Source organism: Pseudomonas sp. M5 (assembly GCF_016907075.1).
Classification (GTDB): Bacteria; Pseudomonadota; Gammaproteobacteria; order Pseudomonadales; family Pseudomonadaceae; genus Aquipseudomonas; species Aquipseudomonas putida_E.
The window spans coordinates 4269537-4288371 of the sequence record NZ_JAFBBH010000001.1; the positions used below are offsets into that span (position 1 = coordinate 4269537).

20 protein-coding genes are annotated in these 18835 nt (G+C 62.2%); 16 read left to right on the top strand and 4 right to left on the bottom strand.

From position 1 onward, the window contains the following. Window positions 1-15: 15 nt before the first annotated feature. Together JOE27_RS19445 and JOE27_RS19450 are read right to left on the bottom strand one after the other, a co-directional pair. Window positions 16-1749 (bottom strand): C13 family peptidase, encoded by a 1734-nt coding sequence (locus tag JOE27_RS19445; protein ID WP_115273489.1) that lies wholly within the window; start codon window positions 1747-1749, stop codon window positions 16-18. Between the two features lie 95 nt (window positions 1750-1844). After that, entirely contained in the window at window positions 1845-2300 is a 456-nt protein-coding gene (locus JOE27_RS19450) for a MaoC family dehydratase (RefSeq protein WP_046785122.1), read from the bottom strand. Window positions 2301-2445: 145 nt separating this feature from the next. Here JOE27_RS19450 and JOE27_RS19455 point away from each other — a divergent pair, with 145 nt between their 5' ends. Genes JOE27_RS19455 through JOE27_RS19465 form a run of 3 tightly spaced genes read left to right on the top strand, consistent with a single transcriptional unit; the run spans window position 2446 to window position 4121 of the window. Next, entirely contained in the window at window positions 2446-2808 is a 363-nt protein-coding gene (locus JOE27_RS19455; RefSeq protein ID WP_046785123.1) for a CidA/LrgA family protein, read from the top strand. Continuing rightward, entirely contained in the window at window positions 2805-3521 is a 717-nt protein-coding gene (locus JOE27_RS19460) for an LrgB family protein (RefSeq protein ID WP_046785124.1), read from the top strand. The genes JOE27_RS19455 and JOE27_RS19460 overlap by 4 nt, the downstream gene beginning before the upstream one ends. Window positions 3522-3530: 9 nt before the next feature. Further along, a complete protein-coding gene (locus JOE27_RS19465) occupies window positions 3531-4121 on the top strand; it encodes an LON peptidase substrate-binding domain-containing protein (protein WP_046785125.1) in 591 nt (196 codons plus the stop codon). 64 nt (window positions 4122-4185) lie between these two features. Here the strand turns inward: JOE27_RS19465 and JOE27_RS19470 are convergent, their stop codons facing one another. Further along, on the bottom strand, window positions 4186-5502 hold the full coding sequence (locus JOE27_RS19470) for a bifunctional DedA family/phosphatase PAP2 family protein (RefSeq protein WP_204919504.1): 1317 nt from the start codon (window positions 5500-5502) through the stop codon (window positions 4186-4188). A gap of 3 nt (window positions 5503-5505) precedes the next feature. Continuing rightward, complete coding sequence (locus JOE27_RS19475; RefSeq protein ID WP_204919506.1) at window positions 5506-6198, bottom strand: DNA-3-methyladenine glycosylase; 693 nt, start codon at window positions 6196-6198, stop codon at window positions 5506-5508. Window positions 6199-6401: 203 nt separating this feature from the next. Here JOE27_RS19475 and JOE27_RS19480 point away from each other — a divergent pair, with 203 nt between their 5' ends. From JOE27_RS19480 to JOE27_RS19540, 13 genes are all read left to right on the top strand, one after another. Next, window positions 6402-7673, top strand: coding sequence for a glutamate-5-semialdehyde dehydrogenase (locus JOE27_RS19480; RefSeq protein WP_046785128.1), 1272 nt, complete (start codon window positions 6402-6404; stop codon window positions 7671-7673). Beyond that, window positions 7642-8334, top strand: a complete 693-nt coding sequence (gene nadD / locus JOE27_RS19485; protein WP_046785129.1) for a nicotinate-nucleotide adenylyltransferase — start codon at window positions 7642-7644, stop codon at window positions 8332-8334. The genes JOE27_RS19480 and nadD overlap by 32 nt, the downstream gene beginning before the upstream one ends. A 45-nt stretch (window positions 8335-8379) precedes the next feature. Then, window positions 8380-8802, top strand: a complete 423-nt coding sequence (gene rsfS, locus JOE27_RS19490; protein WP_012312550.1) for a ribosome silencing factor — start codon at window positions 8380-8382, stop codon at window positions 8800-8802. A gap of 9 nt (window positions 8803-8811) precedes the next feature. Continuing rightward, window positions 8812-9279: a 23S rRNA (pseudouridine(1915)-N(3))-methyltransferase RlmH gene (gene rlmH / locus JOE27_RS19495; protein ID WP_008090421.1), complete on the top strand. Its 468-nt coding sequence runs from the start codon at window positions 8812-8814 to the stop codon at window positions 9277-9279. Between the two features lie 16 nt (window positions 9280-9295). Beyond that, window positions 9296-11185, top strand: a complete 1890-nt coding sequence (mrdA, locus tag JOE27_RS19500) for a penicillin-binding protein 2 (RefSeq protein ID WP_125923511.1) — start codon at window positions 9296-9298, stop codon at window positions 11183-11185. Window positions 11186-11223: 38 nt separating this feature from the next. Then, window positions 11224-12327, top strand: coding sequence for a rod shape-determining protein RodA (gene rodA, locus JOE27_RS19505; RefSeq protein WP_042111868.1), 1104 nt, complete (start codon window positions 11224-11226; stop codon window positions 12325-12327). A 17-nt stretch (window positions 12328-12344) separates the two neighbouring features. After that, entirely contained in the window at window positions 12345-13355 is a 1011-nt protein-coding gene (mltB, locus tag JOE27_RS19510) for a lytic murein transglycosylase B (protein WP_046785178.1), read from the top strand. After that, a complete protein-coding gene (locus tag JOE27_RS19515) occupies window positions 13355-14353 on the top strand; it encodes a septal ring lytic transglycosylase RlpA family protein (protein ID WP_046785131.1) in 999 nt (332 codons plus the stop codon). The genes mltB and JOE27_RS19515 overlap by 1 nt, the downstream gene beginning before the upstream one ends. A 261-nt stretch (window positions 14354-14614) precedes the next feature. Further along, on the top strand, window positions 14615-15775 hold the full coding sequence (locus JOE27_RS19520) for a D-alanyl-D-alanine carboxypeptidase family protein (RefSeq protein ID WP_046785132.1): 1161 nt from the start codon (window positions 14615-14617) through the stop codon (window positions 15773-15775). A 72-nt stretch (window positions 15776-15847) separates the two neighbouring features. Beyond that, a complete protein-coding gene (locus JOE27_RS19525; protein ID WP_012312556.1) occupies window positions 15848-16123 on the top strand; it encodes a DUF493 domain-containing protein in 276 nt (91 codons plus the stop codon). Further along, window positions 16123-16770, top strand: coding sequence for a lipoyl(octanoyl) transferase LipB (gene lipB, locus JOE27_RS19530; protein WP_012312557.1), 648 nt, complete (start codon window positions 16123-16125; stop codon window positions 16768-16770). Before JOE27_RS19525 ends, lipB begins: the two co-directional genes overlap by 1 nt. Window positions 16771-16772: 2 nt before the next feature. Further along, on the top strand, window positions 16773-17789 hold the full coding sequence (lipA, locus tag JOE27_RS19535; RefSeq protein ID WP_012312558.1) for a lipoyl synthase: 1017 nt from the start codon (window positions 16773-16775) through the stop codon (window positions 17787-17789). 86 nt (window positions 17790-17875) lie between these two features. Further along, entirely contained in the window at window positions 17876-18814 is a 939-nt protein-coding gene (locus tag JOE27_RS19540; protein WP_204919508.1) for an LD-carboxypeptidase, read from the top strand. Window positions 18815-18835 lie beyond the last annotated feature (21 nt).

Genomic DNA, 18835 nt, shown 5'->3' on the forward strand with positions numbered 1-18835 from the left:
GTGTTACACACAAGTCTAGTGCGGGGCTGGCCTTTTTTCCTGCCCCTGCGAAGTCGCTTGTGCGGCATTGCGTAAGGCTTTTTCAGCTTGCTGCTGGCGCAAGCGTTGCCAATGTGCCAGTACGGTTGATGGTGCCCAGATCTGTGGCTCGGAGGCTTCGAAACCTTCCCTCTTCTCACGTTCGGCAACACTGCTGCGCGCCAGTTCGAACGCTTGTTCGAGGTCGTCGGTCTGGTTCAGCGCTTGGGCAAACAGAGCCTCGCCGAAATAGGTGAAATCGGCCTCTTCCGAGCAGCCGAATGACACCCTGTCCGCCCGTGCGGCAGTCATGATGATTGTCCGCTCATCTTTGAGCGGGGCGATGTAACCCCCTGAATAGCAGGCGGAGATGACGATCACCTTGTCGCGCTCTTTGAGCGGCGCCAAGGCGCTGGCCAGTTCGTCGGCGGACAGGTCGGCAAGCTGCAGGCGTGGTTGGTCGAATACCAACTGGTGGTCCTGGCTGCCATGGCTGGTCAGGTAGATGAACACCAAGTCCTGCGGGCCGGTGCGCTCAGCCAGTGTGCGGGCGGCGCGGGTAAGGTTCTCGCGGGTTGCCATGGGCCGTGTGGACATCTGGTCGCGGTGGTTGACCAGCGTGATCTGGCCGTGGGCACCGAAGCGCACCTTCAAAAGATTGCTGACGTAGTCGGCCTCGCGCAGAAATACACTCTGCTGGCCGTCACCGGCGACCACCAGGCTATACAGCTCAATGGGCGGCGCGGAGCGCGGTACGCGCGCCAGCGCCTCATCCAGTAGCTTGCCCTGATTGAGCAGGGCCAGTTCCAGCGGGTCGGGGAGCAGTTTGCCGTTGTGGTCGCGAACGCGCACACCATTGACCCAGTAACCGCTTTGCACCTTGCCGCTGGCCAGGGTCAGTTTACCCTGGCCCTGGTAGGCGTCGTTTTCGAAGCCGCCGACGTAGCGGCTGCCATCGGGCAATTGCAGGCTGCCCTGGCCGGCCAGGCGCCAGTCGACGAAGCTGCCCTTGTAGTGGCTGCCATCGCTGCCCAGCATTTCCCCCTCGCCAAGCAGCGAGCCGTCCTTGAACTCGCCGATCCAGACATCGCCTTCGGCGTTTTCATAGCGGCCACGACCTTCCAGGCGGTTGTCCTTGAACTCGCCGATATATTGCTCGCCATCGACGCTGTCGTAGGTGCCGCTGCCCTGCAACAGACCGTCGACGAAGCGGCCACTGAACTGATTGCCGCTGGCATCGCTGCGTACGCCGGCACCATTGGGCTTGCCGCTGGCAAACAAGCCCTGGTAACGGCTGCCGTCCGCCAGTTCGAGCTCACCCGCGCCATGGTACTGATCGTCCTTGAACTGGCCGCGGTAGGTCTGGTCCGCCTGCTTGAGCGTACCTTCGCCGTCGCGACGGCCGTGGCTGAAGGTGCCTGCATAGTGGCTGCCGGGGGTGGTCAGGTCGCCCACGCCCTGAAACAGGCCGGCGGCGAACTGGCCGCGATAGACCTCGCCATTGCTGCCATGCCACTCGCCCTGGCCATGCCATTGGCCATCCTTGAAGCCGCCGGCGTACCAGCTGCCGTTGGGATAGTCGATGCGCCCTTCGCCTTGCAGCAAGCCGTCAACCACCTGGCCCCTGTAGCGACCGCCGTCGGGCAGGCGCGCATCCGGTGGCAACAGCGATTCGCCATCGCCACAGGCAGCGAGCATCAGGGTCAGGGTGAGAGGCAACAGAGCACGCATGGCCGAATCCGGGCAAAAGTTATGCCGAGTATGCCGCACAATGGGGCGGATGAGACAGCCATGGCAGGGGCCGCGTGGCGACCCCCAAAAAAAGATCAGACGAAGCAGAGCGAAAGCGGCTCGGCGATATAGGCCGGCTTCTCTTCGCCTTCGATCTCCAGTGTCGCGGTAGCCTTGAGCAACCACTGCCCAGGTTTCTTCTCGGTCACCTCACCCAGATCCACCTTCAGGCGCACCTTGCTGCCGACTTTCACCGGCTGAATGAAACGCACACTGTCGAGCCCGTAATTGACCACCATCTTCAGGCCTTCAGGCAGCACCAGTATGTCTTCCATCAGCTTTGGAATCAGCGACAAGGTCAGGAAGCCATGGGCAATGGTGCAGCCAAAGGGTGTCTTGGCCGCTTTGTCAGGGTCGACATGGATGAATTGAAAATCGCCCGTGGCCTCAGCGAACAGGTTGATGCGTTGCTGGTCGATCTTCAGCCAGTCGGAACGTCCCAGTTCCTTTCCAACGTACTGCGAAAGCTCGGTAACCGGTACATAGGGCATCGCGACTCTCCAGGTTGTCATTTGGTACGAGTGTGCAAGATCAGCACGGCGAACAATTACAGTCAAGTTGCCAGCATCAGGGCGAATATCCGCCCATAGCCTTGCGCGTGCTTATAATGGCCGGCATGGCCGAAAGGAGATCCTTATGCTGTTGCGTGGTTTGACCTGGCTGGTGCTGTTCCAGCTGCTGGGTACGGCGCTCAATCATCTGTTGGTGCCGATACTGCCCGGGCCGATCATCGGCCTTTTGCTTTTGTTGTCGTTTCTCATGGCCCGCGGTGAGGTCGGCAAGCCGTTGAACGAGGCGGCGAGCAGTCTGTTGCGTTACCTGCCGCTACTGTTGGTGCCGCCAGCAGTGGGTGTGATGGTGTATGCCAAGGATATCGCTGCAGACTTTTGGGCCATCGCCGGCGCGCTTCTGATCTCCTGCCTGGCCACCTTGGTCTTTGTCGGTGTATTGATGCAGAAACTCATGCATCGCCAGGGCAAGCGCGGGGAGCAGCCATGATCCTCGATTGGCAGGGCGCGCTCGATGCGGTTGTCCACCATCCGCTGTTTGGCATTGGCATTACGCTGGGTGCCTATCAGGTGGTGCTAGCAGCTTACGAGAAAACGCGCTGGATCTTCCTGCAGCCGGTACTGGTGTCGATGGTCATGGTGATCGGTGTGTTGCTGGTCTGTGGTATCGACTACCGTGAGTACCGCAAGAGCACCGAGATCATGAACATCCTGCTGGGGCCGGCCACGGTGGCCTTGGCCGTGCCGCTCTACCTCAACCTGCGGCGTATCCGGCAGCTGTTCTGGCCGACATTTACTACGCTGGTAATCGGAGGCCTGTTCGCCACGCTCTGCTGCCTGTTGCTGGGCTGGTGGTTCGGCGCCGAACACATGATCCTGATGACCATGGCGCCGAAGTCGGTGACCTCACCGATTGCCATGCTTGTGGCCGAGCAAATTGGTGGTGTGGCGGCCCTGGCGGCGGTCTTCGTGTTGATCACCGGGGTGATCGGGGCCATTTTCGGCCCTGCGCTGTTGAGCCGTTTTGGTGTGCATAGCCCCGAGGCGCGCGGCATGTCCCTGGGCGTGACCGCGCATGCTGTGGGTACCTCGGTGGCCTTGCAGGAAAGTGACGAGTGCGGCGCGTTTGCCGCACTGGCAATGAGCCTGATGGGGGTGGCCACGGCGGTGTTCCTGCCGTTGGCGGTCAGCCTGGTGGCTTGAGGAGTTGTGATGACGCTACCGCTGTTTCCCCTCAATACTGTGTTGTTTCCCGGTTGCCTGCTGGATTTGCAGATATTCGAAGCCCGCTACCTGGACATGATTGGCCGCTGCATGAAGCAGGGCACAGGCTTTGGTGTGGTGTGCATCGTCGAAGGCGAGCAGGTCGGCAAGGCGCCGCCTGTGGTTGCATCGATCGGGTGCGAGGCGCTGATCCGTGATTTTGTCCAGCAGGACAACGGCTTGCTGGGTATCCGTGTGGAAGGTGTGCGGCGCTTCGAGCTGGGTCAGACCGAGGTGCAGAAAGACCAGTTGCTGCTGGGCGAGGTACATTGGCTGGCGGAGCAGGCGGACAGCCCGCTGACCGATCAGGACGATGACCTGCTGGCCCTGCTGGTGGCGTTGGGTGAGCACCCGATGGTCGAGGCACTGGACATGCCCCGTGACGTCGCGGGGCGCCAGGCACTGGCCAACCAGCTGGCTTATCTGCTGCCGTTCATGGAAGAGGACAAGCTGGACTTGCTGGCGATCGACTCGCCGTCGCAGCGGCTGGCAGAAATCCAGAGGCTGCTGGAGCGGATTCAGGGCGAGTTGTTTGCCTGATAGAGGGTGGTTGCCTTTATGGCCCTATCGCCGGCTTGTCGGCGATAGGGCTGTACAGCCAGCGTCAATATTGGTAACGCTCCAGGGCCAACGGCAAGGCATACAGGGCAAAGAAAGCCAGCAACGCGATACACGCCGGTAATACCAGCCACCATACCCGTTGTGGCAATGCATTGAGCGGCTGGCGATATTGCACCAGCGTCAGGCTGAGCGCGCAGACGCAGCAGGCCAGCAAGGCTCCGGCCAGGATGTCGGTGGGCCAATGCGCTCCCAGGTAAACGCGCGACAGGGCAATCGCCAACGCCGGAATGCACCCCAGCATCACCCAGGTCAGGCGCATGCGTGGCGGCTGGCCACGCCCGGCCAGCACCGCCATCACCAGGAAGAACGCAAACGAAGCCGAGCTATGCCCGCTGGGCATGCTGTAACTGGTCAAGGGGTCGGTCAGCACCTCCGGTCGCGCCCGGGCGAACAGCCATTTCAGCGAGCCATTGGCAATTGCCGTACCCATCAAGGCGCCACCGGCGAACAGTGCATGCCGCCATTGTCGGGCGAGCAGCAGCAGGCCGGTGAGCAGCCCGCCCAGGAACAGCTGGGTGCGGAAATCGCCCAGGCGGGTTACCAGCACCATGGTGCCGTCCAAGGCTTGGCTGCGATGCTCCTGCACCAGGGTCATCACGCCCTGGTCGAACTCGTGAAAATACGGCCATCCCAGAAACACCCCGGCCAATGCCAGAAAGCTCAAACCGGCGATCAGCCGCGTCCCGTGACGTTGGTCGCGTACGCTGCTGTTCAGGCTCAGCCCGATCAGCACCGCCAGGGCGCCGGCGATGATGCCTGCATCCAGCCAGAACCCTTCCGGCAATGGCAGGCGCATGGCCGCCCCGGTAGCCCAGCCCGGCAACAGGTAGGCGACCGACCAGCCGGCACCGGCCAGCACGCTGACCGCGATGAAGCGCGGCAACGGCATGTCGAACATGCCCGCGACCATCGGCAGCATCGGCCGCAGCGGGCCGATGAAACGGCCAACCAGCAAGCTGGCGATGCCGTAGCGCTGGAAGTAGGTTTCAGCGCTGCCGATCCATTCCGGGTGGTGGCGCAACAGGGGTAGGCGGCGGATGTTCTGGTGGAAGTACTTGCCTATCGTGTAAGACAGGGCGTCACCGAGCAGGCCACCGAGGAACCCCAGTAGCAATGTTTCGCCCAGGCTGAAGGTACCGTTGCCGGCCAATACCGCGACGGCAAACAGCAGTACCGTACCAGGTACGATGATGCCGGCGATGGCCAGGCATTCGATGCAGGCCACCAGAAAAATTGCCACGCCAAGCCACTGCGGGTTGGCGCTGAGCCAGCCGGTCAGGCTGTCGAGCCATTGGCCCATGTTTCAGCTTCCTTGTTTGAGAATGAAAAAGTCTTGCCCTTCGACTTGCCCCCGGCGCAGCGGGTTCCGGGTGCAGAAGCGGGCGTATTCGGCGTCGATGAAACGGTACGGCAGGTGCTCATCGCGGCCATGGGGGATACCCAGGCGCGCGGCCTGGACCACTTTGGGCACGGTGATGGCACAATCCTCGACGTACAGGCGTTCAGGGTCGAAGCGCTGGCCATCCCACTGCGCTACCTTCAAGCCCAAGGCCCGGCAGAGCAGGGTCTGGCCGGCGCACAGGCGTTCGGCTGGGCGCAGCTTGCCGCTGGCGTCGGGGTTGTTCAACTGCATTTGCGCCAGGCTGTTGGCACCGGAAAGGGCGTCCACCCAGGGGTAGGCCGACTTTATGAGCACTGCATTGCCTGGGCCGTGTGCGCTGAAGTTGAGCGAGTCACCTCCGCGGGCGTAATACATGTAGATATGCCCGCCATCGAGAAACAGCGCCCTGCGTTTCTCTGTGTAGCCAAGCGAGGCATGGCTGCCCTTGTCAGTCAGGTAATAGGCCTCGGTTTCGATGATCCGAGCGGCCAGCCACAGGTCGCCATGCCGATGGCGGATGACCTTGCCCAGCAGGGCTGTGGCCAGGGTCTGGGCGTCTCGGTCGAAGAAGCTGTCGGGCAAGGCGCGGGCAAGGCAGGGGGTCGTGTCTGGCATGCTGGCGGTTCGTCGTGGTCAGGCGCGGATGATAGCAACGATTGGCTTAATCGAGGCTGAACCAAGACAGTTCGATAAGGCCGGTTACATCTTTCCTACAGATTCTTGTCTGCCATTTTCTACCATCCGCCACCCGCCGCTGGGCGTATACCTGCGCGGCAGTTATAATCAGCCGATTTCCCCTTCGCCAAGACACCGAACCCATGACTGAGTCCGTTCTTGACTACATGACCCGTTTGGGTCGCGCCGCTCGCCAGGCCTCCCGGGTGATCGCCCGCGCCAGCACTGCGCAGAAGAACCGCGCCCTGCAGGCTGCTGCCGATGCACTGGACGCCGCGCGTGCCGAGCTTACCGCAGCCAACGAACAGGACCTGGCCGCCGGCCGTGCCAACGGTCTGGAGCCTGCCCTGCTCGACCGCCTGGCCCTGACCCCAGCGCGTATCGACGGCATGATCACCGGCCTGCGCCAGGTGGCCAGCCTGGCAGACCCGGTCGGCGCCATCCGCGACATGAGCTATCGCCCGTCGGGTATTCAGGTCGGCAAGATGCGCGTGCCGCTGGGGGTGATCGGGATCATCTACGAATCGCGCCCGAACGTGACCATCGATGCCGCCAGCCTTTGCCTGAAGTCAGGCAACGCCACCATCCTGCGCGGCGGCTCCGAGGCCATTCACTCCAACCGCGCCATCGCCACGTGCATTCAGCGTGGCCTTGCCGAGGCCGGCCTGCCGGCCGCCGTGGTTCAGGTGGTCGAGACCACCGACCGTGAGGCGGTTGGCGCGCTGATCAGCATGCCTGAGTTTGTCGATGTCATCGTCCCGCGGGGCGGCCGTGGCCTGATCGAACGCATCAGCCGCGATGCCCGTGTGCCGGTCATCAAGCACCTGGACGGCATCTGTCACGTCTATGTTGCCGAGCACGCGGACCTGGACAAGGCCTGGCGCGTTGCTTTCAACGCCAAGACTTACCGTTACGGTATTTGCGGTGCGATGGAAACCCTGCTGGTCGACCAACGTGTGGCTGAAGGTTTCCTGCCGGAAATGGCCCGCCGTTTCCAGGAAAAGGGCGTCGAACTGCGCGGGTGCGAGCGTACCCGTGCGCTGATCGAGGCCAAGCCGGCCAGCGAAGACGATTGGCACACCGAGTACCTCGACGCCATCCTGTCGATTCGTGTGGTCGATGGCCTGGACCAGGCCATCGAGCACATCAACCACTATGGCTCGCATCACACCGATTCGATCATTACCGAACACCAGGGCCAGGCCCGTCAGTTCATGGCCGAGGTGGACTCGGCATCGGTGATGCTCAACACCCCGACCTGCTTCGCCGACGGCTTCGAGTATGGCCTGGGCGCGGAGATCGGTATTTCCACCGACAAGCTGCACGCCCGCGGACCGGTCGGCCTGGAAGGCCTGACCTGCGAGAAGTACGTAGTGATCGGCGATGGCCAACTGCGCGGCCAGGAGTCCTGCTGAGTTGAGCAAGGCCCAGGCAGTCCGGCGCATCGGCATTCTTGGCGGTACTTTCGACCCCGTGCACATCGGCCACCTGCGCAGCGCGCTTGAGGTCGCCGAGTTCATGGGGCTGGAAGAGATGCGCCTGTTGCCCAATGCCCGGCCGCCACACCGCGACACCCCGCAGGTGGCGGCCGAAGATCGCCTGGCGATGGTGCGTGGGGCCGTGCAAGGCGTCGAACGCCTGAGCGTGGATGCCCGCGAGCTTGAGCGCGACAAACCGTCCTACACCATCGATACGCTGGAGTCGGTCCGCGCCGAACTGGGCGCTGCTGACCAGCTGTTTCTGGTGTTGGGCTGGGATGCCTTCTGCGGCTTGCCTGGCTGGCACCGCTGGGAAGAACTGCTGCAACACTGTCACATCCTGGTGCTGCAACGCCCGGATGCCGACGTTGAACCCCCTGACGAGCTGCGCAACCTGTTGGCCGCGCGCTCCGAGAGCGATCCCACCGCCATGTCCGGCCCGGCGGGTAGTATTTCGTTCGTCTGGCAGACACCGCTTGCGGTGTCGGCTACACAGATCCGACAGCTGCTGGCCAGCGGCAGGTCGGTGAGGTTCCTGGTGCCGGACGCCGTACTGGCCTACATCGAGGCGCATGAACTGTATCGTGCGCCTAACTGACGGTGCCCTGTGGGCGCCTCATCCAACGAGTTGAACGAGTTTTATATGAGCAAGCAGAAAATCAATGGCGAAGAACTGGTCAAGCTGACCATCAGCGCGCTGGAAGACGTCAAGGCCCAGGATATCCAGGTCATCGACGTTCGCGAGAAGCACAGCCTGACCGACTACATGATCATTGCCACCGGTACCTCCAATCGCCAGATCAACGCGATGCTGGAAAAGGTCCGTGAAGCGGTCAAGAAAGAGGGTGCGCAGCCGCTGGGCGAAGAAGGCAAGGGCGACAGCGACTGGGTACTGCTGGACCTGAACGACGTCATCGTGCACATGATGACCGCCGCTGCCCGCCAGTTCTACGACCTGGAACGCCTGTGGCTGGGTGCCGAGCAGAGCCGCGCCGCCGATGCCAAGCACCACAGCCCGGAAAACGCCAGCGACTACTTCACCGACAAGCTCAAAGACCGGGAATAAGGAAGCGTCGTGCGTCTGCGCCTGATCGCGGTCGGCTCGCGCATGCCCAAGTGGGTCGAGGAAGGCTGGCATGAATATGCCAAGCGCCTGCCCCAGGAGCTGTCGCTGGAGCTGGTGGAAATTCCGCTGAACACCCGTGGCAAGAATGCCGACGTCGCCCGCCTGATTCGTCAGGAGGGTGAGGCCATGCTGAGCAAGGTTCAGCCCGGGGAACGCATCGTCACCCTCGAGGTCCATGGCAAGCCCTGGAGTACCGAGCAATTGGCGACCGAGCTGGACCGCTGGCGGCTGGATTCGCGCACGGTGAATTTGATGGTGGGCGGCCCGGAAGGGCTGGCGCCTGAGGTTTGTGCGCGCGCCGAGCAACGCTGGTCGCTGTCGCCGCTGACCCTGCCGCACCCGTTGGTAAGGATACTCATCGGCGAGCAGATCTACCGCGCCTGGACCGTGTTGTCCGGGCACCCTTACCACAAATGAGCCTGTAAGCAGTCCGATGTCGCAGCCGATCCGCCTCAAGGACCACGAGAAAGACGCCCGCCTGGTGCGTAACCGCGTCGTGGTCGGCGCCGTCGCGATCATGCTGCTTGTCTGCGTGTTGATCGCACGCCTGTACTACCTGCAGATCATCCAGTACGACTACCACTCCACGTTGTCAGAGAACAATCGGGTGCACGTGCAGCCGATCCCGCCGACGCGCGGGCTGATCTTCGACCGCAATGGGGTGATCATCGCCGATAACCGGCCGAGCTTCAGCCTGTCCATGACCCGTGAACGTGCGGGTAACTGGCAGGAAGTGCTGGACAATATCGTGGAAGTGCTGGAGCTGACGCCGGACGATCGTGCACTTTTCGAAAAACGCATGAGGCAGGGGCGAAGGCCGTTCGAGCCAGTGCCGATCCTGTTCGAGCTGAACGAAGAGCAGATCGCCCGCGTGGCGGTCAACCAGTTCCGTTTGCCTGGCGTCGAAGTGGTCGCCCAGTTGGTGCGGCATTACCCGCAAGGTGCGCATTTCGCCCATTCGGTAGGGTATGTCGGGCGGATCAACGAGAAAGAGCTCAAAAGCCTTGATCCGGTGAACTACAGCGGCACCCACCATATCGGCAAGACCGGCATCGAGCGCTTCTACGAAGCCGACCTGCATGGCCAGGTCGGTTACGAGGAAGTCGAGACCAACGCTCGCGGGCGCGTGCTGCGGGTCCTCAAGCGTACCGACCCGAAACCTGGCAAGGACATCGTGCTGAGCCTGGACATCAAGTTGCAGGAAGCTGCCGAAGCGGCCCTGGGTGGGCGCCGCGGTGCGGTGGTAGCGCTCGACCCGCGCAACGGCGAAGTGCTGGCGATGGTCAGCCAGCCGAGTTTCGACCCCAACCTGTTCGTCACCGGCATCAGTTTCAAGGCCTACGCCGAGTTGCGCGACTCGATCGACCGGCCGCTGTTCAACCGCGTGCTGCGCGGCTTGTACCCGCCGGGTTCGACCATCAAGCCGGCGGTTGCCATCGCCGGCCTCGACAGTGGTGTGGTCAACGCCGGCAGTCGCGTGTTCGACCCGGGGTATTACCAACTGCCCAACTACGATCACAAATACCGTAACTGGAACCGCAGTGGTGATGGCTGGGTCGACCTGGATACCGCAATCATGCGTTCCAATGACACCTATTTCTACGATCTTGCCCACAAGATGGGTATCGATCGGCTGTCCACCTACATGAACAAGTTCGGCATCGGCCAGAAAGTTGCCCTGGACATGTTCGAGGAGTCGGCCGGGCTGATGCCGTCGCGTGAATGGAAGCGCGCCACCCGCCGCCAAGCCTGGTTCCCCGGTGAAACCCTGATTCTGGGCATCGGCCAGGGCTACATGCAGGCAACACCGCTGCAACTGGCCCAGGCCACAGCGCTGATCGCCAACAAAGGCGTTTGGAACCGTCCGCACCTGGCCAAGACCATCGAAGGCCAGCCGCCCGTGGACCCGAACCCGATGGAAAACATCATCCTGCGTGACAAGTCCGACTGGGCCAAGGTCACCCACGGCATGGAGCAGGTGATGCACAACGCCCGTGGTACTGCACGCAAGGCTGCGGCCGGTGCCCAGTACCGCATTGCCGGCAAGAGCGGTACCGCGCAGGTGGTAGCGATCAAGCAGGGCGAGAAATACGACCGCAACAAAATTCAGGAGCGCCACCGCGACCATGCGTTGTTCGTCGCCTTCGCCCCGGCCGACGATCCGAAGATCGTGGTTTCGGTGATGGTCGAGAACGGCGAGTCCGGCTCCGGTGTAGCCGCACCCGTTGTGCGGCAGATCATGGACGCCTGGCTGCTCGACGAGAACGGTCGGCTCAAGCCTGAGTTCGCTCCTGCCACTGTCGCCCAGGAAACGGCCCCGTGAAGAACAATTTCGATCGCATGCTCTCCAGCGAGGACGTGATGCGTCGACGCGCCAGCTTCCTGCAGCGCATCCACATCGACGGCCCCTTGCTGGTCATCCTGCTGACCCTCGCCGCCGGCAGTCTGTTCGTGCTCTATTCTGCCAGCGGCAAGAACTGGGATTTGCTACTTAAGCAGGCCACTTCATTCGGTATCGGGCTGGTGTCGATGTTCGTCATCGCTCAGCTTGAACCCCGCTTCATGGCGCGCTGGGTGCCTCTTGCCTATCTCACTGGGGTGCTGCTGCTGGTCGTGGTGGACGTCATGGGGCATAACGCCATGGGCGCCACGCGCTGGATCAACATACCCGGGGTAATACGCTTCCAGCCCTCGGAGTTCATGAAGATCATCATGCCGGCGACCATCGCCTGGTACCTGTCCAAACGCACCTTGCCGCCTCATTTGAAACACGTGGCCATCAGCCTGGTGCTGATTGGCGTGCCGTTCATCCTCATCGTCCGCCAGCCGGACCTGGGTACGGCGTTGCTGATCCTTGCCTCCGGCGCCTTCGTGCTGTTCATGGGCGGCCTGCGCTGGCGCTGGATCCTCAGCGTGCTGACGGCGGCCGTGCCTGTGGCGGTGGCCATGTGGTTCTTCGTCATGCACGACTACCAGAAACAGCGTGTGCTGACGTTCCTCGACCCTGAAAGCGACCCGCTGGGCACCGGCTGGAACATCATCCAGTCCAAAGCGGCCATTGGCTCGGGTGGCGTGTTCGGCAAGGGCTGGCTGCTGGGCACCCAGTCGCACCTGGACTTCCTTCCCGAGAGCCATACCGACTTCATCATCGCCGTGCTCGGCGAGGAATTCGGCCTGGTCGGCATCTGCCTGCTGCTGATCGTTTACCTCTTGCTGATCGGTCGTGGGCTGATGATCACGGCTCAGGCGCAGACCTTGTTCGGCAAGCTGCTTGCAGGCAGCCTGACCATGACCTTCTTTGTATATGTATTCGTCAATATCGGTATGGTCAGCGGCCTATTGCCCGTGGTGGGCGTGCCGCTGCCCTTCATTAGTTATGGCGGAACTTCGTTGGTGACGCTGCTGTCAGCGTTTGGCGTTCTCATGTCGATCCATACGCACCGTAAATGGATCGCACAGGTTTGAAAAAGGTGAAGAATTTCATGCAAGCAGTGCGTAACTGGGCTGCCCGTTTTGCGCCGTGGTTCGGCGCGGTGGGCCTGTTCGCCGCTGTCCAGCAGGCGCATGCCGGCGATTATGACGGCTCGCCTCAGGTGGCCGAATTCGTCGGTGAGATGAGCCGCGACTATGGCTTTGCCAGCGAGCAGTTGATGGGCGTGTTCCGCGAGGTTCAGCGCAAGCAATCGATCCTGGACGCCATATCGCGGCCGGCCGAGCGGGTAAAACCGTGGAAGGATTACCGACCGATGTTCATCACCGACGCGCGCATCGCCCGCGGTGTGGACTTCTGGCGCCAGCATGAAGCGGTGCTGGCCCGGGCGGAGCAGGAGTACGGCGTACCGGCGCAGTACATCGTCGCGATCATCGGTGTGGAAACCTTTTTTGGCCGCAACACTGGCAACTACCGTGTGATCGATGCCTTGTCGACCCTGGGCTTCGATTACCCGCCGCGCGCCGAGTTCTTCCGCAAGGAGCTGCGTGAATACCTGCTGCTGTCGCGCGAAGAACAGCTCGACCCGCTGACCCTCAAAGGTTCATACGCCGGTGCCATGGGCCTGCCGCAGTTCATGCCGAGCAGCTTTCGCAACTACGCGGTGGACTTCGATGGCGATGGCCACATCAATATCTGGAACAACCCTGACGATGCCATCGGCAGTGTCGCCAGCTACTTCAAAGAGCACGGCTGGGTGGCTGGGCAGGGCGTGGTCAGTCGTGCCCAGGTCAGTGGTGCGCGGGCAGACGAAGGCCTGACCACGGGTATCGAGCCGGTGAAAACGGTCGCAGAGTTGCAGGCGCTTGGCTGGTCGAGTCATGATGCGTTGCGCGGTGATCTGCCAGTCACCGCCTTCCGTCTGGAAGGCGCAAACGGGCCTGAATACTGGTTGGGCCTGAAGAATTTCTACGCGATCACTCGCTACAACCGCAGCGTGATGTATGCCATGGCGGTGCATCAGCTTTCGGAACAGCTGGTCCAAGCACGGGGCGTCAAGTAATGCGCGCAATGATTTCTGCCAATACCTTCAAGTTGCTGGCCTGCATGGCCGTCGGCATGCTGCTGGTCAGTTGCTCCTCCAGCCGGCCGGCCCCCCAGAAAAGCGGCAATACCGTTCGTGCGCAGCCTGGCCTGGATATCAACCGTGCCCACAAGGACGGTGCGCCGTGGTGGGACGTGGATGTGAACAAGATCCCGGACGCGACGCCGACCGTGCACACTGGCAACTACAAGGCCAACCCTTACACGGTGCTGGGCAAGACCTACTACCCCATGCAGGACTCGCGCAACTACCGTGCCGAAGGCACCGCCTCCTGGTACGGCACCAAGTTCCACGGGCAGAACACCGCCAACGGTGAGCTGTACGACCTGTATGGCATGAGCGCAGCGCACAAGACCCTGCCGCTGCCGGCCTACGTGCGGGTGACCAACCTCGCCAACGGGCGCAGTGTGATCCTGCGGGTCAATGACCGTGGCCCGTTCTACTCCGACCGCATCATCGACCTGTCCTATGCCGCAGCCAAGAAGCTCGGCTATGCCGAGAGCGGCACCGCGCATGTGCGGGTCGAAGGTATCGATCCCCAGCAATGGTGGGCTCAGCGTGGCCAGCAGCCGCCGTTGATGCTCAAGGAGCCTAAGGCCACCCAGCCTCAGGCGATTGCGGCCAGCACCGGGCGTGTCGAGCAATGGTCGCCGCCGGCGCAGCAACACGCAGCACCCGTAGTGCCAGTGCAAGTGGGTGGCAACAATGTGCCGGCAGGCAACGGTGGCAGCTTCCTGCAGGTAGGCGCATTTGCCAACCCCGACGCCGCCGAGCTGTTGCGTTCGAAGCTGAGCACCATGGTCAGCGCACCGGTGTTCATCAGCTCCATCGTGCGTAACCAGCAGACCCTGCACCGCGTGCGCCTGGGGCCGATCAGCAGCCAGGGCGAAATCCAGCAGGCGCAGGACAGCATTCGCCTGGCGAACCTTGGCCAGGCCAAGCTGGTCACAGACTGACGGCAGCGGCAAGCGGCAAGCTTCAAGAAGAAGCCAAGGTGCGCGTCGCCTTGTCTTGCAGCTTGAGGCTTGAGCCTCTAGCTGTCTGTTTTGTCATGAATTGACGGGCGCGGCCATGTACAATGTCCGCTTTTGCCCGCAGCGACATAAAGCCGCACTTCCTGGGCTCGGCCCTGAGCCGCAAAAACTAGACTGACTGGCGCTGGGCACACGATGTGGCCCAGGGAACATCTCAGACCATTAGCGATTTTCGAGAGACGGATGAACATCACCAACCTTGCCAAACGACTTTGCCTGCCCGTACTGCTGATGATCACGCCTGCTGCCTTTGCGGCAGAGCAGATGATGCCGGCACCACCGCAACTGGCAGCCAAGTCCTACGTACTCATGGACGCGTCCAGCGGCAATGTGCTGGTCGAGAACAACGGTGACGAGCGCCTGCCGCCGGCCAGCCTGACCAAGCTGATGACCGCCTACATCGCCACCCTTGACATCCGCCGTGGCCAGATCGGCGAGAACGATCCGGTCACCGTCAGCGAGAATGCCTGGCGCACCGGTGGTTCGCGCATGTTCATCAAGGTCGGTAGCCAGGTCACCGTCAGTGACCTGCTGCATGGCATCATCATCCAGTCGGGCAACGACGCATCGGTCGCCTTGGCCGAGCACATCGCTGGCAGCGAAGATGCCTTTGCCGACATGATGAACAAGACTGCCGCCGACCTGGGTCTGTCCAACAGCCACTTCATGAACCCGACCGGTCTGCCGCACCCGGACCACTACTCCTCGGCCCATGACATGGCTACCCTGGCGCGCGCGATCATCAACGTCGACCCGGCCCACTACGCGATCTACTCGCAGAAAGAGTTCTTCTGGAACAACATCAAGCAGCCAAACCGCAACCTGCTGCTGTGGCGTGACAAGACAGTCGATGGCCTGAAGACCGGCCACACCGAAGAAGCCGGCTACTGCATGGTGGCCTCGGCTGTACGCGACGGCCAACGCTTGATCGCGGTGGTGTTCGGCACCAACAGCGAGCAGTCCCGTGCTGCCGAAACCCAGAAGCTGCTGACCTATGGCTTCCGCTTCTTCGAAACCCAGACCTTCTATCAGAAGGGCACGGAACTGACCCAGGCCCCGGTCTGGAAAGGCGCCACCAGCATCGTCAAGGCCGGCCTGGCCGACGACCTGACCCTGACCATGCCCAAAGGCCAGATGAAGCGCCTCCAGGCTTCGATGACCATGAACCCGCAGCTCACCGCACCGATCGCCAAAGGTGACGTGATCGGTAAAGTGGAAGTCAAACTGGACGAGAACGTGGTTCACAGCGCCGACCTGATCGCCCTCGATGGCGTAGAGGAAGGTGGTTTCATCCGTCGTATGTGGGATAGCATCCGTCTATTCTTCTACGGGTTGTTCAACTGATACGTGACCTGCACGCCCCCGTAATCCTGCGGGGGCGTTGTTGTTGCCACGGCTTACGAGGCCGTTTCCGCCATGAGCGAACCTGACGTCAAGTCGCACAAGATCGAATTCCCCTGCGCCGATTACCCGATCAAGGTCATCGGCGATACCGTTGTCGGCTTCAAGGACATGGTGATCGAGGTCCTGAGCAAGCATGCCAAGGTCGACCTCGCCACTTTGGCCGAACGCCAGAGCAAGGAAGGCAAGTACACCACGGTGCAGTTGCACATCGTTGCCGAGAGCGAAAATCAGCTGCACGATATAAACAGCGCCCTGCGTGCCACCGGCATCGTGAAAATGGTGCTCTGATGTCCCTTTGTCTCGGTTTTCGCGAGCTTGGCCTGCAGCCCTATGAACCGGTGCTGGAAGCCATGCGTCGCTTCACCGAGCAGCGTAGCCCGGACAGCCAGGATGAAATCTGGCTGGTAGAGCACCCCGCGGTTTTCACCCAGGGCCAGGCCGGCAAGGCCGAGCACCTGCTGGTACCGGGCGATATTCCGGTGGTGCAGACCGATCGGGGTGGCCAGGTGACCTACCACGGCCCCGGGCAACTGGTTGCCTACCTGCTGCTGGACGTGCGCCGCCTTGGCTTTGGTGTGCGCGAACTGGTCAGCCGCATCGAACAGACGCTGATCGAGCTGCTTGCCAGTTACGGTGTCAGCGCTGCGGCCAAGCCCGATGCGCCGGGTGTCTATGTCGATGGAGCGAAAATCGCCTCCCTCGGCCTGCGAATCCGCAATGGCCGTTCTTTTCACGGCCTTGCTCTGAACGTGGACATGGACCTTGCGCCATTCCGCCGAATCAACCCCTGCGGGTATGCGGGGCTGGCCATGACCCAGCTACGTGACCTGGCAGGCCCGATCGAACTCGACGAGGTCAGGACAAGGCTGCGCGGACAGCTGGTCAAGCACCTCGACTATGCTGAGCAGACGACCCTGACGGGCGGAATCGACTGAATATGACAACTGTGCAAGAAGCCGTGCCGAACCTGATACCTACCCAGGATGCCACCCCGCGCCCAGCGCCGAAGAAGGTGGAAGCTGGGGTCAAGCTGCGTGGTGCCGACAAGGTGGCGCGCATTCCGGTGAAGATCATCCCTACCGATGAGCTGCCCAAGAAACCCGACTGGATCCGCGTGCGCATCCCGGTTTCCCCTGAGGTAGACCGCATCAAGCAACTGCTGCGCAAGCACAAGCTGCACAGCGTGTGCGAAGAAGCTTCCTGCCCGAATCTGGGTGAGTGCTTCTCCGGTGGTACCGCCACCTTCATGATCATGGGCGACATCTGCACCCGTCGCTGCCCGTTCTGTGACGTCGGCCACGGCCGGCCGAAACCGCTGGATGTGGACGAGCCGAAAAACCTGGCTGTTGCCATCGCCGACCTGCGCCTGAAGTACGTAGTGATCACCTCGGTGGACCGCGACGACCTGCGCGACGGTGGTGCCCAGCACTTCGCCGACTGCATCCGCGAGATCCGCGCGCTGTCGCCGGGCGTACAGCTGGAAACCCTGGTGCCGGATTACCGTGGCCGGATGGATGTGGCCCTGGAGATTACCGCGCAAGAGCCGCCGGATGTTTTCAACCACAATCTTGAAACCGTACCGCGCCTGTACAAGGCCGCACGTCCCGGTTCGGACTACGACTGGTCGCTGGACTTGCTGCAGAAGTTCAAGCAGATGGTGCCGCACGTACCGACCAAGTCGGGCCTGATGCTCGGTTTGGGCGAGACGGACGAAGAAGTGATCGAAGTGATGCACCGCATGCGTGAGCATGACATCGACATGCTCACCCTCGGGCAGTACCTGCAGCCTTCGCGCAGCCACCTGCCAGTGCAGCGTTTCGTGCACCCCGACACCTTCGCCTGGTTTGCCGAGGAAGGCTACAAGATGGGCTTCAAGAACGTCGCATCGGGGCCGTTGGTGCGTTCGTCCTACCATGCCGACCAGCAGGCTCACGAAGCTAAGATCAAGCTCTGATCCTGGTTTGAGCCGTACATGCCGATGCACGCCGAAAGGCGGCATCGGCTTTTTTGTTTTTGTGCCCAGCGCTGCAAGGAGTTGCGATGAATTGCGCCGAAACGTTTGAACACCGCCTGCCCGCCGCGCTGCCGGACAATGCCTGCTTTGCCATTGTCGCTCCGGCCGGGCCGGCAAGGCTGGATGCGCAAAAGGCTGGCCAGTGGTTTGCCGAGCGCGGTTATCGCTGCCGTATCTACCCTGGAGTGGGGCATGCCGAAGGCTATCTGGCGGGCTCCGATCAGCAACGGTTACAGGATCTGCACGATGCCTTCGCTGACCCGACCATCGACGCAGTCCTGTGCATGCGCGGTGGCTATGGCAGCATGCGCCTGCTCGATCAGCTCGACTTCGACTTGATCCGGCGCAACCCCAAGCCGCTGATCGGCTACAGCGACATCACTGCGCTGCACACGGCTATCTATCGTCATAGCGGCTTGATCAGCTTTCATGGGGCGATGCTCAACGCTGACCTGCTGGGTGCCAAGCTCGCACCGACCGAGTCGTCGCTGATGGCGCAGTTGAGTGGGGCGTTAGGGGAGGGTGATGCCATCGTGCACCCGGCTGAATTCGTCTTGAATTGCGTGGTGCCTGGTGTTGCCAGGGGGCGTTTGCTGGGCGGCAACCTGTCGATTCTGGGTGCGACCCTGGGAACACTGGCGCAGATCGATACGAAGGGCTGCATCCTGTTCATCGAGGACGTCAATGAGCCGCTTTACCGGGTGGACCGGCTGCTGACCCAGTTGCGTCTGGCAGGCAAGCTGGCGGGCGTGAAGGGGGTGCTGGTGGGGGATTTTGCCGGTATCACCGTGGCGGCGTTGACGCCCCTGTTGCTGGACATCTTCGCGCCATTGGGTGTGCCAGTGCTGGCCGGGTGGCGCAGCGGGCATTGTGACCCGAACGTGTGTTTGCCGCTGGGGGCAGAGGTGGTGCTGGACAGCGAGGCGCGGAGCCTGGTGTTGGCGCAGGATTTGTTCAAGGGGTGAGATTGTCGGGGCCGCTTTGCG

Excerpts from the sequence above, each read along its gene's own strand:
- JOE27_RS19445 (WP_115273489.1), bottom strand. The coding sequence starts at position 1,749 with ATGCGTGCTCTGTTGCCTCTCACCCTGACCCTGATGCTCGCTGCCTGT.
- JOE27_RS19450 (WP_046785122.1), bottom strand. The coding sequence starts at position 2,300 with ATGCCCTATGTACCGGTTACCGAGCTTTCGCAGTACGTTGGAAAGGAA.
- JOE27_RS19455 (WP_046785123.1), top strand. The coding sequence starts at position 2,446 with ATGCTGTTGCGTGGTTTGACCTGGCTGGTGCTGTTCCAGCTGCTGGGT.
- JOE27_RS19460 (WP_046785124.1), top strand. The coding sequence starts at position 2,805 with ATGATCCTCGATTGGCAGGGCGCGCTCGATGCGGTTGTCCACCATCCG.
- JOE27_RS19465 (WP_046785125.1), top strand. The coding sequence starts at position 3,531 with ATGACGCTACCGCTGTTTCCCCTCAATACTGTGTTGTTTCCCGGTTGC.
- JOE27_RS19470 (WP_204919504.1), bottom strand. The coding sequence starts at position 5,502 with ATGGGCCAATGGCTCGACAGCCTGACCGGCTGGCTCAGCGCCAACCCG.
- JOE27_RS19475 (WP_204919506.1), bottom strand. The coding sequence starts at position 6,198 with ATGCCAGACACGACCCCCTGCCTTGCCCGCGCCTTGCCCGACAGCTTC.
- JOE27_RS19480 (WP_046785128.1), top strand. The coding sequence starts at position 6,402 with ATGACTGAGTCCGTTCTTGACTACATGACCCGTTTGGGTCGCGCCGCT.
- nadD (WP_046785129.1), top strand. The coding sequence starts at position 7,642 with ATGGCCAACTGCGCGGCCAGGAGTCCTGCTGAGTTGAGCAAGGCCCAG.
- rsfS (WP_012312550.1), top strand. The coding sequence starts at position 8,380 with ATGAGCAAGCAGAAAATCAATGGCGAAGAACTGGTCAAGCTGACCATC.
- mrdA (WP_125923511.1), top strand. The coding sequence starts at position 9,296 with ATGTCGCAGCCGATCCGCCTCAAGGACCACGAGAAAGACGCCCGCCTG.
- rodA (WP_042111868.1), top strand. The coding sequence starts at position 11,224 with ATGCGTCGACGCGCCAGCTTCCTGCAGCGCATCCACATCGACGGCCCC.
- mltB (WP_046785178.1), top strand. The coding sequence starts at position 12,345 with ATGCAAGCAGTGCGTAACTGGGCTGCCCGTTTTGCGCCGTGGTTCGGC.
- JOE27_RS19515 (WP_046785131.1), top strand. The coding sequence starts at position 13,355 with ATGCGCGCAATGATTTCTGCCAATACCTTCAAGTTGCTGGCCTGCATG.
- JOE27_RS19520 (WP_046785132.1), top strand. The coding sequence starts at position 14,615 with ATGAACATCACCAACCTTGCCAAACGACTTTGCCTGCCCGTACTGCTG.
- JOE27_RS19525 (WP_012312556.1), top strand. The coding sequence starts at position 15,848 with ATGAGCGAACCTGACGTCAAGTCGCACAAGATCGAATTCCCCTGCGCC.
- lipB (WP_012312557.1), top strand. The coding sequence starts at position 16,123 with ATGTCCCTTTGTCTCGGTTTTCGCGAGCTTGGCCTGCAGCCCTATGAA.
- lipA (WP_012312558.1), top strand. The coding sequence starts at position 16,773 with ATGACAACTGTGCAAGAAGCCGTGCCGAACCTGATACCTACCCAGGAT.
- JOE27_RS19540 (WP_204919508.1), top strand. The coding sequence starts at position 17,876 with ATGAATTGCGCCGAAACGTTTGAACACCGCCTGCCCGCCGCGCTGCCG.